The organism is Micromonospora sp. CA-248212, from assembly GCF_050948405.1.
Classification (GTDB): Bacteria; Actinomycetota; Actinomycetes; order Mycobacteriales; family Micromonosporaceae; genus Micromonospora.
On the sequence record NZ_CP192023.1, the window covers coordinates 6,416,556 to 6,431,997 of the forward strand.

The following is a 15,442-nucleotide window of genomic DNA, read 5'->3' on the forward strand; positions in this document are numbered from 1 at the left end:
TCCGTTCCGCGGGCTGGCCGGCACGGCCCACCCGGCCGACGTCACCGTTCCGCGACCACCATCGCCGAGGCGATGCCACCGTCGTGCGAGAGCGACAGGTGCCAGTGGTTGATACCACGCTCGGCGGCCACCGCCGCGACGGTTCCCGAGACGCTCAGCCACGGCCGGCCATCGGTGTCGGGCACGATCTCGCAGTCGTGCCACCGCAGGCCGGCGGGAGCGCCGAGGGCCTTGGCGACGGCCTCCTTCGCGGCGAAGCGGGCGGCCAACGACTCCGGCGAGCGGGGACCGCCGGAACGGGTGACCCGCTCCGGCCCGGTGAAGAGCCGGTCGGCGAGCAGCGGCGTCCGCGCCAGGGACCGGGTGAACCGGTCCACCAGGACGACGTCGAGGCCGACAGCGACGATCACCAGACCACCCTACCGGCGGCGGGGGCGGCAGATTAGCCGTCGGGCCCGCGGTGGGCAACGCCTGTGGACAGACCGGGGTACGACCGCAGTCCGCCGTCCACAGGGCACCTCGGCGCGGCCCGGCTCTGCCTAGCGTTCACCGCGTCGATGCCGATCCGACACGGGGGTGGGGTCATGACCGAGGAGCCGTTCGCCGTCCGGCCGCAGGAGCTGCGCGCGGAGGCCGGCGCGCTCGACGACGAGGCGTACCGGTTGGCGTGGGGTCTGGCGCGGGTGCCCGGGCTGCTGGTGCCGGCCCCGGGCTGGCGGACGGCCACGGCGCTGGCGGGGCTGGAGGCGGCCGGACACGCCTGGTTCTGCCGGCTGGGCACAGCCGTGGCGGTGACCGCCGATGGCATCCGTGGGGCGGCCGAGGCGTACGAGACGGTGGACGACCGGGCCGCCGGCCGGTTCGTCACCGTGCCCCGGTGAGCGGGGTCGGCTACCGGCAGCTCTGGGCCGCCGATCCGGCCGGCTGGCGGGCGGCCGGATCGGCCTGGGCCGGGCTGACCGGCCCGGTCCACCGGCACGCCGACGAGCTGGCCGGGACGGCCGGGCGGCTGCGCGGTGGCTGGTCCGGTGCGGCGGCCACGGCAGCCGACGCCCGGCTCGCCGGTCTTGCCGACGAGCTGACGTCGGTGGCGCCGGCGCTGATCGAGGCCGACCAGACGCTGGCCGAGTTGGCCCGGCAGCTCGCCGTGGCGAGGGCCCAGCTCGCCGAGGCGGTCACCCGGGCCGAGGCGGCCGGCCTGACCGTGGACCGAGCCGGTGGTGTGCGGGCGGCTCCGGTGGACCCCGCGCATCCCGTCGGAGCCGGCACGGCGGCAGCCGGGCCACCGGCGGGTACGAGGGCCGGCACGGCGGCGGGGTCGGCAGCCGGCACGGCGGCGGGGTCGGCAGCCGGCACGGCGGCGGGGTCGGCAGCCGGCACGGCGGCGGGGTCGGCGGTCGGAGTCGCGGTGGCGGGAGTGGCGGCGGCCGTACGCGCGGCGGTCGAGCGGGCCGACGCGGCGGATCGGGCCGCCGCCGACCGGTTGGCGGAGCTGGCCCGTGCGGCCGGCACCGGCTGGGCGTCCCCGGCACCGCCCGGCCGGCCGGCCACCGGGGCGTCGCCGTCGGTTGTACGCGCCTGGTGGTCCGGGTTGACGCCGGCCCAGCGGCGCTGGCTGGTCGGGCACGAACCGGCGCTGGTCGGCGCCCTGGACGGGGTACCGGTGGCGGCCCGCGACCAGGCCAACCGCCTGCTGCTCGGCGCGCGGCGCGACGAGTTGCTGGCCGAGCGGCGGCGATTGTCGGTCCGGGTGCCGCCGGGACCGCTGGTGTCGGTGCGACTGCGCGCGCTGGCCGCACGGTTGGCCGGCCTGGACGCGCTCACCGAGCGGCTGGCCGGCGGGACGCCGCGGGCGTACCTGCTGGGGCTGGACCCGACCGGTGAGGGGCGGGTGGTGGTGGCGCTCGACGACCCGGACCACGCCGATCGGGTGCTGACGTACGTGCCGGGGATGACCGCCGGGCTGGACGACGCCCCCGGCGAGCTGGGTCGGGCCGCCCGGGTGCTGGAGCGCTGCGCGGCGCTCGCGCCGGGTCAGCGCAGCGCGGCCGTGCTGTGGCTGGACTACGACGCTCCGGACTTCCTGACCGAGGCGGCGTCCGCCGGCCAGGCCCGGGACGCCGGGCCGGCGCTGCACCGTTTCCAGGAGGGGCTGCGCGCCACCCACGAGGGGTCGCCGGCCCGGCAGACGGTGCTCGGGCACAGCTACGGGTCGCTGGTGGTGGGGGTGGCCGCCCGGGAGCACGGGCTGGCGGCCGACGCGCTGATGTTCGTCGGTTCGCCCGGGGTGGGCGTGGCGCACGCCGACGAACTGGGCGTCCCGGCCGGGCAGGTGTGGGCCAGCAGGGCACCCGACGACGTGATCCGCCTGGCCCGGCCGGTGGACGAGCTGGGTCGCCCGGCGCTGTTGGGCGCGGCTCCGCTCGCCGCGGTGCTGGGTTGGCCGGATCGCACCGGTCACGAGCTGTGGTTCGGTCACGACCCGGCCGATGCCGGGTTCGGCGGCCGGGTGTTCCGCAGCGGCCGGGGTGGGCACGCCGGCTACTGGGAGCCGGACAACCCGGCGCTGGACGGGATGGCCCGCGTCGTACTGGGCCGGTGACGGGACTGGGCCGCCGACGAGCCACCGGACGCGACGCCGACGACGGAGCCCCGGCCACCGCGGGTGCGGCGCGGCCGGGGCTCCGGGGCGTGGCTGGCGACTACTCGACGGTGACCGACTTGGCCAGGTTGCGGGGTTGGTCCACGTCGTGCCCCCGAGCCGCGGCGATCTCGGCGGCGAACACCTGCAGCGGCACGGTGGTGACGAGCGGGGCGAGCAGGGTGGGCGTACGCGGCACGTAGATCAGGTGGTCGGCGTACCGGACGACGGCCTCGTCGCCCTCCTCCGCGATCACGATGGTCCGCGCGCCACGCGCCCGGACCTCCTGGATGTTGGAGACGACCTTGTCGTGCAGCATCCCGCGCCCCACCGGGGAGGGCACCACGCAGATCACCGGGGTGCCCTTGTCGATCAGGGCAATGGGGCCGTGCTTCAGCTCGCCGGCAGCGAAGCCCTCGGCGTGCATGTACGCCAGCTCCTTGAGCTTGAGCGCGCCTTCGAGGGCCACCGGGTAGCCGACGTGCCGGCCGATGAACAGCACCGTCGGCTCGGACTTCAGCTCGCGGGCCAGCTCGCGGACCGGCTCGATGCGGTCCAGCAGCTCGCGCAGCTTGCCCGGCATCTCCTGGAGCTGGGCCACGACCGCGCCGACCTCGTCGGCGAACTTGATGCCGCGTACCTGGGCCAGGTGCAGGCCGATCAGGTAACAGGCGACGACCTGGGTGAGGAACGCCTTGGTGGAGGCGACGGCGATCTCCGGCCCACCGTGGGTGTAGAGCACGGCGTCGGACTCGCGGGGGATGGTGGAGCCGTTGGTGTTGCAGATGGCGAGCACCCGGGCCTTCTGCTCCTTGGCGTGCCGCAGGGCCATCAGGGTGTCCATCGTCTCGCCGGACTGCGAGATCACCACGATGAGCGTGGACCGGTCGAGCACCGGGTCGCGGTAGCGGAACTCGCTGGCCAGCTCCACCTCGCACGGGATCCGGGTCCAGTGCTCGATGGCGTACTTGGCGACCAGGCCGGCGTGGTACGCGGTGCCGCAGGCCACGATGAAGATCTTGTCGACGTCGCGCAGATCCTGGTCGCTGAGGCGGACCTCGTCCAGGGCGATCTCGCCGCTCTCGGTGAGTCGGCCGAGCAGGGTGTCGGCGATCGCCTGCGGCTGCTCCTCGATCTCCTTGAGCATGAACCAGTCGTAACCGCCCTTCTCGGCGGCGGACGAGTCCCAGTCGATGTGGAAGTCCTTGCCGCTGGCGGGCTGACCGTCGAAATCGGTGATCTCGATGCTGTCGCCGGTGATCAGGACGATCTGGTCCTGACCCAGCTCCACCGCCTCGCGGGTGTGCTCGATGAACGCGGCCACATCGCTGGCCAGGTAGTTCTCGCCGTCGCCGCGCCCGACGACCAGCGGCGAGTTGCGCCGGGCGCCGACGACGGCACCGGGCACGGAGGCGTCGACCGCGAGCAGGGTGAACGCGCCCTCCAGTCGCTGGCACACGACACGCATGCCGGCGGCGAGCAGCTGCGGGCCGTCCGGCTGGCCGGCGGCGCGCAGGTCGGCCAGGGCGGCGGAGAGCAGGTGCGCGGCGCACTCGGTGTCGGTGTCGCTGGTGAACTGGACGCCGTCGGCCTCCAACTCGGCGCGGAGCCTGGCGAAGTTCTCGATGATGCCGTTGTGGATCACCGCGACGCGGCCGTCGGGCGCGACGTGCGGGTGGGCGTTGCGGTCGGTCGGCCCGCCGTGGGTGGCCCACCGGGTGTGCCCGATGCCGGTGGTGCCGTCACCGATGCCGATCGGACTGGCCGCGCAGGAGGTCGGGTCGTCGGCGGCACGCTCGGAGAGCACCTTTTCGAGGTTGGCGAGCTTGCCGGCCTTCTTCTCGGTCAGGAGCTGGTCGTCGCAGACGATGGCGACGCCGGCCGAGTCGTAGCCCCGATATTCCAGCCGTCGCAGCCCGTCGAGCACGATGCTCAGCGCCGGGCGCGCGCCGGCGTATCCCACGATTCCACACATGGCCCGCAGCCTAACCCAGTTTCGCTCATCATGGGTGCTCGAAAGACGGCTAAACAAGCACCGAATTTGAGCGATCGGTGGTTGGTGGGCCGCAATGGGACGAGCTTCACGAGCCGGGCCGGCGTGCGCGGGACCGGACGGGGTTGCGGGACGACCGGCGCGTACGACAGTCTTCCGGCGGGTTCGGCGCACGCTCCGCTGACTCCTCGACCCCTTACCCACTCCCGCCCGGAGCAGCCATGTCCGACGCGCCGCCCCCCGAGTCGTCCCCGACGCCACCTCCGGACCCCGCCCCGCCGCCGCCGGACCCGACGGCTGCGCCGCCGACGACGAACCCGCCGTCCGGTTGGTCCGCGCCGGACGCCTTCCCGACGCCGGATCCGTTGACACCGGGCCAGCCCTGGGCGCCCCCACCGGCCTGGACCCCGCCGCCCCCGTCCGCGCCGTGGACGCCCGATCCCACCGGCGTTCCGGGTACGCCCGACGCCGCCGGAACCGGCGCCTGGCCGCCGCCCCCGGAACAGCCGTCGGCCGGCTACCCGCCGGGTTACCCGGCACCCGGCTACCCGCCGCCCGGCTACCCACCGCCCGGCTATCCACCGCCCGGCTATCCACCGCCCGGCTATCCACCGCCCGGCTACCCACCGCCGTACCTCTATCCCGGCTATCCGCCGCCCGCCCGGCCGGGCGGCGGGGCCGGCCGGGTCGTCGGGATCGTCGTCGCGGTCGTCGTGGCGCTCGCCCTCCTCGGGTGCGGATGCTTCTGCGTGTCCGGGTCACTGCTCAGCCGGCTTGTCCCGGACACGGTCGCCGAGGACCCGTACGACAGCGACCCCTTCGGCGACGACACCTGGCCGCCGAGCATCGCGCCCGAGCCGCCCACCGTGCCCGACACCCCCACGACGGGGCCCACCAAGAAGCCGATCACGCGCCCGACGTCGGGTCCGGCCCCCGTGACGGTGGTCTACGAGGTCACCGGAGTGGGCCGGGCGGACATCGCGTACTTCGACGCCGAGAGCGATCTCATCCACATCGACGGCGCGAAACTGCCCTGGCGCATGACCATCCGCACCAACGGCCAGAGTCGGGTCATGGTCGAGGCCAGGTGGACCGATGACGGTGAGAGGCCGATCGGCTGCACCGTCACGGTCACCGGCGCCGGAAAGCCCGTGACGAACAAGACCCAGGGGACCTGGGCCACCAGTTGTGAGCCCGAGTGAGGCTGGAGTCGGGTCAGCGGGTGACCGTAGGCTGGCGCAGGTGACGACGAGCACCGATGTCGACCCGCTGGTGGCCCGGATGCGGCCGTTCGGTACGACGATCTTCGCCGAGATGTCCGCCCTCGCCGTCCGGACCGGGGCGGTCAACCTCGGCCAGGGCTTCCCGGACACGGACGGCCCGCCGGAGATGCTGGCCGCCGCCGTCGAGGCGCTGCGCGGCGGGCAGAACCAGTACCCGCCCGGTCCGGGGATCCCCGCCCTGCGCGCGGCCGTCGCGGCGCACCAGCGTCGGTTCTACGACCTGGCGTACGACCCGGACGGCGAGATCGTGATCACGGCGGGCGCGACCGAGGCGGTGGCGGCCAGCATCCTCGCTCTCTGCGAACCGGGCGACGAGGTGGTCTGCTTCGAGCCGTACTACGACTCGTACGCCGCTTCGATCGCGCTGGCCGGCGCGGTCCGGCGGCCGGTCACGCTGCGTCCCGGCGCGGACGGCCGGTACGCCTTCGATCCGGCGGCGCTGCGGGCGGCGTTCGGGCCGCGTACCCGACTGGTGCTGCTGAACTCGCCGCACAACCCGACCGGCAAGGTGTTCACGCCGGCCGAGCTGGCGCTGGTGGCCGAGTTGTGCCAGGAGTTCGGCGCGTACGCGGTCACCGACGAGGTGTACGAGCACCTGGTGTTCACGGACGCGTCCAGCGCGCACGTGCCGCTGGCGTCGCTGCCCGGGATGCGGGAGCGGACGCTGCGCATCTCGTCGGCCGGCAAGACGTTCTCCTGCACGGGCTGGAAGATCGGCTGGGTGAGCGGCCCGGCGGCGCTGGTCTCGGCGGTGCTGCGGGTGAAGCAGTTCCTCACCTACGTCAACGCCGCGCCGCTGCAACCGGCGGTCGCCGTGGCGCTGGCCCTGACCGACGACTACTACACGGGCTTCCGCGACGGGCTCCAGCAGCGGCGCGACCAGCTCATCGGCGGCCTCACGGACGCCGGGTTCGACGTGCTGACGCCGGAGGGCACGTACTTCGTGACCGCCGACGTCACCGCGCTCGGCGGCACCGACGGGATGGAGTTCTGCCGGTCGCTGCCGGAGCGCTGCGGCGTGGTGGCGGTGCCCACCCAGGTCTTCTACGACGACGTTGAGGCCGGCCGGCGGCTGGTCCGGTTCGCGTTCTGCAAGCGCCCGGAGGTGCTGGCCGAGGCGGTCACCCGGCTGCGCGCGCTGACCCGCTGACCGGCCCGGAGCCGGTCGCGTCCGGATCGGTCGCCGACTGATCCGGGGTGGGCGACGCCAGTCGGGTGAGCAACTGGCCCTCATCGCCGAGCAGCGCCGCCTCGGCGTCGTCCACGAAGGACAGGTCGGCGGTCACGTGCCGGCTCGCCGCGGTGAGCAGCAACCCGACCACCGGATCCTCGGCGGTCCGCCGGAGGCCGTCCAGATTGCGCAACTCGCGCAGCAGGTGCCCGCGCTGGTTGCTCAGCACGGCACGAACGGTGACCGCGGACCCGGACCGGGCGGCGGCGGTGACCTTGAGGAAGAAGTCGTCCCGGAATCCGCCGCTGCGCGGGCTCGGCTCGCCCAGCCACCGCGCCAGCTCCGCGCGCCCGGCCGGGGTGATCTCGTAGACGACCCGGTCCGGCTTGATCGGCTGGGGCTGCCGTTCGGCGACGACCAGTTCGTCCCGGGAGAGCCGGTCGAGGATCTGGTAGAGGTGGCCGATGTTCAGCGGCCCCCACTGCGGGCCGACGGCGGCCTCGAACGCTCCCTTGAGCTGGTAGCCGTGGCTGGGGCCACCAGCGAGCAGGGCGAGGACGGCGTGCTGGATCGCCATGTCACCTCCGGTACCGGTCTTGCATTGTCACAATGTATCGCGCAGAGTGGGAGACGGCACACGGGGAGGCGCGATGCTCGGCTTCATCTGGCGACAGCTACGCGGCCGTGCGGGGCGGTCGGTGGCACTGCTGGTCGGAGTGCTGGTGGCCACCACCGGTTTTGTGGTCCTGACCGGTGCCACCACCACCTCCCGCCTGGATGTCAACGGCACGGTCGAGCGCAACACCCAGGTCGCCTACGAGATCCTGGTGCGCCCGAAGGGCACCCGCACCCCGCTGGAAGCCGAGCGCGGGCTGGTCCGCCCCAACTATCTCTCCGGGCTCTTCGGCGGCATCACCACCCAGCAGTACGAGCAGGTGGCGGCCGTCCCCGGCATCGAGGTGGCGGCCCCGATCGCGATGCTGGGCTATTCCACCACGCTGCTGCCGACGCCGATCGACCTCACCGGGGCCGTCGACCGCTCACTCGATCATCAGGTCATCCGGGTCGACCCCACCTTCCACGCCGAACGCGGTCTCTCCAGCGCGCGGGGCAAGCCCCGGTACGTCTACGTGACCAAGAAACCGTTGATCTTCCCCCGGCTCGACGGGGGACTCGGCAGCGAATCGGTCCCCTACTCCGACGGGAACTCCTACCCCTGGCCGGAGGCCTGCGGACCGGCCCCCCGGGAGGTGCAGCCGGACGGCCGCAGCCTGCCCATCTGCGATCCCCAGTACGCCCTGCTCGGCAACCCCGGCACCTACTCCGAGCGGGAGGCGTGGTCGCTGCACGCCGTGCAACTGTTGCCCGACGGCCGGTTCCGGGGCCAGCCCTACGCGTTGGCGAGCGATCGGGACGGCACCTCGGCGCCCGCCGACCGGCTGGTGATGGCGTACGACCTGACCGTGCCGTTCCTCCTGGCCGCTGTCGACCCGGTCGCCGAGGAACGTCTGGTCGGCCTCGACGACGCCGTGGTCACCGGCCGGGCCGTCCGCCCGGACGACACCGTCGCCGTCGAACGGGCCGGCAGCACGGAGAACCTGCAGGTGCCGGTCCTCGTCACCAACCGGCCCTTCATCGACGAGGCACTGTCGGCCACCTTCACCCGGCTCTCGGCCAGTCCGGTGGGCGTGCCGGCGATCGACCTGGAGAAGACCCTGAGCCGCCCGGTCGGGGCGCCAGCCGGGTCCGCCCGAACCGACCTCACCGCCGGCCACCAGACGATGCTCACCGAGGAGCTGTCCCCGACCGGGTGTTGCGTGGGCCAGTTGCAGGCCATCGTGCAGTCGGCCGACGTGCAGTACGACCGTCTTGCCGACGGCAGCCTGCGGGCCCGTCCGCAGCCACCCGGCGCACCCACGGCGTACGGCCGGGAGACGGCGTACAACCCGATGCCCCGCCCCTGGCTCGCCGACGACAGCGGTTCGCGGTCGGTACGGCCGCTGCTGCTGGCCGCCGCCGGGAACACCACCTTCCGGTACTGGCGGGCCACGGGTGTCTTCGACCCGAGTCGGCTGACCGGCTTCGCCGACCTCGGCCACCTGCCGCTGCAGACCTATCAGGCGCCCGTCGCGCAGGGCGCCGACGAGCGCAGCCGCGCGGCGCTGGGCGGTCAGCCACTCGCGCCCAGCGGCAACCCGGCCGGATACCTCTCCGCCCCACCGCTGCTGATCACCAACCTCGGCAGCCTGCCGACCCTCCTCGCGGGCACCGGCAGCCCACAGGCCAAGGCCCCGATCAGCGCGATCCGGGTACGGGTGGCCGACGTGGGCGGGTACACCGAACGTTCGGCCGAGCGGGTCCGGTTGGTCGCCGAGCAGATCGCGGCGCGCACCGGACTGGACGTCGACATCACCCTCGGCTCGTCGGCCGCGCCGCAGACGGTGGAGCTGCCCGCCGGCACGTTCGGTCGGCCGACGCTACGGCTGACCGAGAACTGGTCGGCGCTCGGCGTCGCCTCGATCATCACCCAGGCGGTGGACCGCAAGAGCCTGGTGCTCTTCCTCCTGGTGCTGGTGGTCTGCGTCCTGTTCCTCGGCAACGCGGTCAGCGCCGCAGTCCGGGACCGACGCTCCGAACTGGCGGTGCTCTCCTGCCTCGGCTGGCCGGTCCGCCGCATCGCGGCGCTGATCCTGGGCGAGGTGGCCCTCCTCGGGCTCATCGCCGGCCTGCTGTCGCTGACCCTCGCGGTGCCGCTCGGAACAGCCCTCGGCATCGATGTCGACTGGCGACGGTCGGCTCTGGCCGTACCCATCGCCCTGCTGCTCGCGCTGGCCGCGGGCCTGGTGCCGGCGCTGCGGGCCGCGCGCGCCCACCCCGCCGCCGCCCTGCGCCCGATGGTCGCTCCCGCCGGTTGGGTACGCCGGCCCCGCACCCTGCTCGGGATGGCGCTGGCGAATCTGGCCCGCACCCCCGGACGCACCTTCCTCGGCGCCGGCGCGCTGGCCATCGGGGTGGCCGCGCTGACGTTGGTCACCGCCGCTGCCTGGGCGTTCCGGGGCGCGATCGTCGGCAGTCTGCTCGGCGACGTGGTCTCCCTGAGCGTGCGCGGCGCGGACACCGTGGCCGCGGTGGCCACCGTGCTGCTCGGCGCGGCGGCGGTCGCGGACGTGCTCTACCTGAACATCCGCGACCGGGCGGCCGAGCTGGCCACCCTGCGGGCAATCGGCTGGACCGACGCCGAACTGGGCCGGCTGGTCGGTTACGAGGGGCTGACGCTGGGGCTCGTCGGGTCGACGACCGGCGCGGCGGTCGGCCTGGCCAGCGCGGCGTGGCTGATCGGCGCCCTGCCCGGCGCGCTGATCCTGGTGGCCGCGCTGGTCGCGCTGGCGGGCGCGCTGGTGAGCGCTCTCGCCGCGCTGGTGCCCGCCGCTCTGTTGCCGCGCCTACGGCCCGCCCGACTTCTGGCAGAGGAGTAGCTAATGAGCGAGCAGAGCGGCAGCGTGATCTCGGTCGACCACCTGGTCCGACGGTTCGGCGTCGGCGCGGACCGACTCACGGCGGTCGACGACGTGTCGCTGAGCATCGCGGCGGGCTCGGTGGTGGCGCTGACCGGGCCGAGCGGGTCGGGGAAGTCGACGCTGCTGCACCTCATCGGCGCGATCGAGCAGCCAGACGAGGGCAGCATCACCACCGACGGTGTGGTGGTGAGCGAGCTGCGGCGTGCCGCGCTGGCCCGCTACCGGCAGCGGGTCGGGTTCGTCTTTCAGCGCTACCACCTGCTGCCCGCGCTCACCGTGCTGGACAACGTGATCGCGCCGGTCCTGCCCCGCCGTGGTCGGACCGATCACGCGGCACGTGCCCGGGAACTGCTCGACGCGGTCGGCCTGGCCGGGCGGGAACGCGCCCTGCCCGCCCAGCTCTCCGGCGGACAGCAGCAACGGGTCGCCATCGCTCGGGCGCTCATGGGCGCACCGGGCCTGCTGCTGGCGGACGAGCCCACCGGCAACCTCGACTCCACCACCGGCGGCCAGATCCTCGACCTACTGCTCGACCTCCGTGACCGGCACGGCATGACCATCCTGCTGGCGACCCATGATCAGGCCATCGCCGCGCGCTGTGACCGACTGGTCCGACTGACCGACGGCCGTGTCACCGAGGATCTCGATCTCACCGACGGCGAGGACCCCGCCGACACCTACGGGCGGGCGAGCCAACTGCGGTTGTGAGATCGCCCCGGGATGGTCTCAGGCGGCCGGGCTGGCCGTACGCACCAGGGCGGCGATCCGCTCGGCGACGTCGCGGGCGATCGCCTCGGTGGCGGCCTCGACCATCACCCGGACCAGGGGCTCGGTGCCCGACGGGCGCAGCAGCACCCGACCGGTCTCCCCCAGTTCCGCCTCGGCCCGCTCGACCTCGGCGCGGACGGCCGGTGCGTTGGCCCCGACGGTCCGGTCGCCGACCGGCACGTTGATCAGCACCTGCGGCAGCTTGGTGACCACCGAGGCCAGCTCGGCGAGCGACCGGCCGGTGGCGGCCATCCGGGCCATCAGGTGCAGACCGGTGAGGACCCCGTCGCCGGTTGTGGCGTGGGCCGGCATGACGATGTGACCGCTCTGCTCGCCGCCGAGCGCGAGGCCGGACGCGCGCAGCTCCTCCAGGACGTACCGGTCGCCGACCTTGGTTTCGATCAGCCGGATGCCCTGCGCGGACATCGCCAGCCGCAGACCGAGGTTGCTCATCACGGTCGCCACCAGGGTGTCCTGGGTGAGGGTCCCGGCCTCCCGCATGGCCAGCGCCAGGATCGCCATGACCTGGTCGCCGTCGACCTCGTCGCCGTCGGCGCTGACCGCCACGATCCGGTCGGCGTCGCCGTCGTGGGCGATGCCCAGGTGGGCGCCGTGCTGCACCACGGCCTCACGCAGGGCCTCGATGTGGTTGGAGCCGCAGTCGTCGTTGATGTTCAGGCCGTCGGGCTCGGCGTGGATCGCGACGACCTCGGCGCCGGCCTCCCGGTAGGCGACCGGAGCCACCTCACTCGCCGCGCCGTTGGCGCAGTCGACGACGACCTTGATCCCGTCCAGCCGGTGCGGCAGTGCGCCGACCAGGTGCTGCACGTAGTGGTCCGCGCCGTCGAGCAGGTCGTGCACCCGGCCGACGCCGGCACCGATCGGGCGGTCCCAGGCGGTGGTGGCGTTCGCCTCCACCGCGGCCTCGATCTTCATCTCGATCTCGTCGGGCAGCTTGTGACCACCGGCGGCGAAGAGCTTGATGCCGTTGTCCGGCATGGGGTTGTGTGACGCGGAGAGCACCACGCCGAGGTCGGCCTTGGCTTCGGCGGTGAGGAAGGCCACGGCCGGGGTGGGCAGCACACCGACGCGTACGACGTTCGCGCCGGCGCTGGTCAGCCCGGCCACGACGGCGGCCTCCAGCATCTCGCCGCTGGCCCGGGTGTCCCGGCCGACAACGGCGAGCGGCGGGTGACTGCGGTCCGTCTCGGCGAGTGTGTGCGCGGCGGCCACGGCCAGCGCCAGCGCCAACTCGGGCGTGAGATCCGCGTTCGCGCGCCCGCGTACGCCGTCCGTGCCGAACAACCGACCCATACCCGCCAACCTCCGATGAGCAACTGCCGATGAGGAGAAAGCGGAACGGCCGGTCCACCTCCCCGGTCGGGGGAGGCGGACCGGCCGTCCGTCAGAAGTACAACGCGCTGGAGAAGATCAGCGCTTCGAGTACTGGGGAGCCTTACGGGCCTTCTTGAGGCCGTACTTCTTGCTCTCCTTGACCCGGGCGTCCCGGGTGAGGAAGCCGGCCTTCTTGAGGGCCGGGCGGTCGTCCGGCTCGTTGACGATCAGCGCGCGGGCGATGGCCAGCCGCAGCGCACCGGCCTGGCCGGTGGTGCCGCCGCCACGCAGGTTGGCGATGACGTCGAACGCCTCGGGCTTCTCGGCGGTGACCAGCGGGTCCTTGATGAGCTGCTGGTGCACCTTGCTCGGGAAGTAGGCCTCAAGGTCGCGGCCGTTGCAGGTGATCTTGCCGGTGCCCGGAACGATACGGACCCGGACGATGGCCTCCTTGCGCCGACCCACGGTCTGGATCGGGCGGTCACCACGCGGCGCGCGGGCGACGGGCGCCGGCGCCTCGGTGGCCTCGGGGGCAACCTCGGTCTCGGTGATGTCGGTCATGCTGCTTCCTTCGCCCGCGCTCACTGCGCGATCTGCTTGATCTCGAACGGCACCGGCTGCTGCGCGAGGTGCGGGTGCTCGGCACCGGCGTAGACCTTCAGCTTCTTGATCAGCTGACGGCCGAGCTTGTTGTGCGGGAGCATCCCCTTCACAGCCAGCTCGATGGCCCGCTCGGGGCGCTTGGTCAGCAGCTCGTCGTAGCCAACCTGCTTCAGACCACCCGGGTAACCCGAGTGGCGGTAAGCGACCTTGGTCTGGCGCTTGTTGCCGGTCAGCGCGACCTTGCCCGCGTTCACGATGACGACGAAGTCGCCCGTGTCGACGTGCGGCGCGAAAGTCGGCTTGTGCTTACCACGCAGCAACGTGGCGGCGTGGGTGGCCAGGCGGCCCAGCACGACATCAGAGGCGTCGATGACGTGCCACTGACGCTCGATCTCACCCGGCTTCGGGCTGTACGTACGCACAGGTCTACCTTGTCTCGTCGTCGGTCTGGGGTCGCGCGCCGAGGTGACCAGAGCTAGCAGGCCGGACCAGCGCGCACGAACGACCAAGCGTACCTGATAGGGCACGCCTCTGGATGTCGTACAACAGCAGGCAACGATACCCGGCGCCCCATCGGCAGGTCAAAACGGGGGTGGGCCGCCGCGCTCGGGCGCGGCGGCCGTGACCCGGTTCACACGCCGGCGAGCCGCTGGGGCGACCCCGGACGACGGTAGGCGACCCAGGTGACCGCGAAGCACAGCGCGTACCAGCCGATGAACGCCAGGTAGGCGGCGTCCGCGTTGCCGGAGCTGAGGAACGACTGGCGGAAGGCGATGTTGACCAGCACCCCGCCGGAGGCCCCGATCGCGCCGGCGATCCCGATCAACGCGCCGGTCATCCGTCGCGCCCACCGGGCGGCGGCCTCCGGGTCGCGCGTGCCGTCGGCCACCGCGTCCGCCGCCCGGGCCCGGAAGATCGCCGGGATCATCTTGTACGTGGAGCCGTTACCGATCCCGGAGAAGACGAAGAGGGCCAGGAACCCGGCCAGGTAGAGCCCGAACGAGCGCTCGCGGGCCGCGTACAGGACCATGCCGGCGCCGAGCGCCATCGCCACGAAGTTCCAGAAGGTCACCCGTGCCCCGCCGAGCCGGTCGGCGAAGTGCCCGCCCAGCGGCCGGACCAGCGAACCGATCAGCGGCCCGAGGAAGGTCAGCCAGGCGGCGTCGACGGGGGTGGGGAACCGGTCGGCGAACTGGAGCTGGAGCACCTGGCCGAAGGCGAAACCGAACCCGATGAACGACCCGAAGGTGCCGATGTAGAGCAACGACATCACCCAGGTGTGCGGGTCCCGGGCCGCCTCGCGCAGCGCTCCCGGTTCGTTGCGCGCCCCGGGCACGGTGTCCAGCCAGCGGGCCGCCGCCAGCGCGGCCAGCACGATCAGCGGCAGATACACCGCAGGCACCAACCGGGGGTACGCGGCGCCGGCGGTGGCCAGCACCGCCAGCCCGACGAGCTGCACGGCCGGTACGCCCAGGTTGCCGCCACCGGCGTTGAGCCCGAGGGCGCGTCCCTTGAGGTGCTGCGGGTAGAACAGGTTGATGTTCGCCATCGAGGAGGCGAAGTTGCCGCCGCCGACGCCGGTGAGGCAGGCGAGCACCATGAGGGTGGAGTAGGACACCCCCGGCTCCAGCAGGATCGTCATCGGCACCGTCGGGAGCAGCAGCAGAAGCGCGCTGATCATCGTCCAGCGCCGCCCGCCGAAGCGGGCCACCGCCAGGGTGTACGGCAGCCGCAGCACCGCGCCCAGCGCGGCCGGCACGGCGGTGAGCAGGAACTTTCCGGCCGGGTCGATGCCGTACGCGGGGCCGAGGAAGAGCACGGTCACCGACCAGAGACTCCACACGGAGAAGCCGACGTGCTCGGCGAAGATCGACACCCAGAGGTTGCGGCGGGCGATCGGCGCGCCCGTCGTACGCCAGAAGTCCGGGTCCTCGGGCCGCCAGTCGTCCAGCGGGCGTCGACGCCCGGTGACGGCAGGTGGGTCGGCGGTGACTGCGGTGCTGGTGAGCGTGCTCACGGCGGCTCCTCCTCGTCGATCTGACGAGGAAAAACGCTAGGAAGGTGGAGTTACCTGGCAGTGCCTGTCGTGGGTCGGCCCGGAAACGCCTGCCGCACCACGGGCCGGGGGCG

At 73.2% G+C, this 15,442-nt stretch carries 13 protein-coding genes; 6 read left to right on the plus strand and 7 right to left on the minus strand.

From position 1 onward, the window contains the following. Nucleotides 1-41: 41 nt before the first annotated feature. Complete coding sequence (locus ACQP03_RS30145) at nucleotides 42-410, minus strand: holo-ACP synthase (protein WP_357126380.1); 369 nt, start codon at nucleotides 408-410, stop codon at nucleotides 42-44. A 174-nt stretch (nucleotides 411-584) separates the two neighbouring features. On the opposite strand from ACQP03_RS30145, the gene ACQP03_RS30150 reads away from it, so the two are divergent. Further along, nucleotides 585-881, plus strand: coding sequence for a hypothetical protein (locus tag ACQP03_RS30150; protein WP_357174408.1), 297 nt, complete (start codon nucleotides 585-587; stop codon nucleotides 879-881). Continuing rightward, complete coding sequence (locus ACQP03_RS30155) at nucleotides 878-2,602, plus strand: alpha/beta hydrolase (RefSeq protein WP_433459284.1); 1,725 nt, start codon at nucleotides 878-880, stop codon at nucleotides 2,600-2,602. Before ACQP03_RS30150 ends, ACQP03_RS30155 begins: the two co-directional genes overlap by 4 nt. Nucleotides 2,603-2,702: 100 nt before the next feature. Here the strand turns inward: ACQP03_RS30155 and glmS are convergent, their stop codons facing one another. Then, nucleotides 2,703-4,616: a glutamine--fructose-6-phosphate transaminase (isomerizing) gene (glmS, locus tag ACQP03_RS30160; protein WP_355050715.1), complete on the minus strand. Its 1,914-nt coding sequence runs from the start codon at nucleotides 4,614-4,616 to the stop codon at nucleotides 2,703-2,705. A 239-nt stretch (nucleotides 4,617-4,855) separates the two neighbouring features. Here glmS and ACQP03_RS30165 point away from each other — a divergent pair, with 239 nt between their 5' ends. Further along, nucleotides 4,856-5,836, plus strand: a complete 981-nt coding sequence (locus tag ACQP03_RS30165) for an MmpS family transport accessory protein (RefSeq protein WP_357393826.1) — start codon at nucleotides 4,856-4,858, stop codon at nucleotides 5,834-5,836. Between the two features lie 79 nt (nucleotides 5,837-5,915). Beyond that, a complete protein-coding gene (locus tag ACQP03_RS30170; protein WP_357393855.1) occupies nucleotides 5,916-7,067 on the plus strand; it encodes a pyridoxal phosphate-dependent aminotransferase in 1,152 nt (383 codons plus the stop codon). Here ACQP03_RS30170 and ACQP03_RS30175 read toward each other — a convergent pair. Then, nucleotides 7,039-7,665 carry a PadR family transcriptional regulator gene (locus ACQP03_RS30175; protein ID WP_357393828.1) on the minus strand — a complete coding sequence of 209 codons (627 nt, stop codon included), beginning with the start codon at nucleotides 7,663-7,665 and terminating at the stop codon, nucleotides 7,039-7,041. The genes ACQP03_RS30170 and ACQP03_RS30175 overlap by 29 nt on opposite strands. A 73-nt stretch (nucleotides 7,666-7,738) precedes the next feature. Here ACQP03_RS30175 and ACQP03_RS30180 point away from each other — a divergent pair, with 73 nt between their 5' ends. Both ACQP03_RS30180 and ACQP03_RS30185 read left to right on the plus strand, forming a co-directional pair. Then, nucleotides 7,739-10,564: an ABC transporter permease gene (locus ACQP03_RS30180; protein WP_357393830.1), complete on the plus strand. Its 2,826-nt coding sequence runs from the start codon at nucleotides 7,739-7,741 to the stop codon at nucleotides 10,562-10,564. A gap of 3 nt (nucleotides 10,565-10,567) precedes the next feature. Beyond that, a complete protein-coding gene (locus tag ACQP03_RS30185; protein WP_357393832.1) occupies nucleotides 10,568-11,314 on the plus strand; it encodes an ABC transporter ATP-binding protein in 747 nt (248 codons plus the stop codon). A gap of 18 nt (nucleotides 11,315-11,332) precedes the next feature. On the opposite strand, the gene glmM is transcribed toward ACQP03_RS30185, so the two are convergent. From glmM to ACQP03_RS30205, 4 genes are all read right to left on the minus strand, one after another. After that, a complete protein-coding gene (gene glmM, locus ACQP03_RS30190) occupies nucleotides 11,333-12,688 on the minus strand; it encodes a phosphoglucosamine mutase (protein WP_357126402.1) in 1,356 nt (451 codons plus the stop codon). Nucleotides 12,689-12,805: 117 nt separating this feature from the next. Further along, nucleotides 12,806-13,270, minus strand: a complete 465-nt coding sequence (rpsI, locus tag ACQP03_RS30195) for a 30S ribosomal protein S9 (protein ID WP_355050719.1) — start codon at nucleotides 13,268-13,270, stop codon at nucleotides 12,806-12,808. 20 nt (nucleotides 13,271-13,290) lie between these two features. Next, nucleotides 13,291-13,734: a 50S ribosomal protein L13 gene (gene rplM / locus ACQP03_RS30200; RefSeq protein WP_007465158.1), complete on the minus strand. Its 444-nt coding sequence runs from the start codon at nucleotides 13,732-13,734 to the stop codon at nucleotides 13,291-13,293. A gap of 209 nt (nucleotides 13,735-13,943) precedes the next feature. Continuing rightward, nucleotides 13,944-15,329 (minus strand): nitrate/nitrite transporter, encoded by a 1,386-nt coding sequence (locus tag ACQP03_RS30205; RefSeq protein ID WP_357174394.1) that lies wholly within the window; start codon nucleotides 15,327-15,329, stop codon nucleotides 13,944-13,946. Nucleotides 15,330-15,442 lie beyond the last annotated feature (113 nt).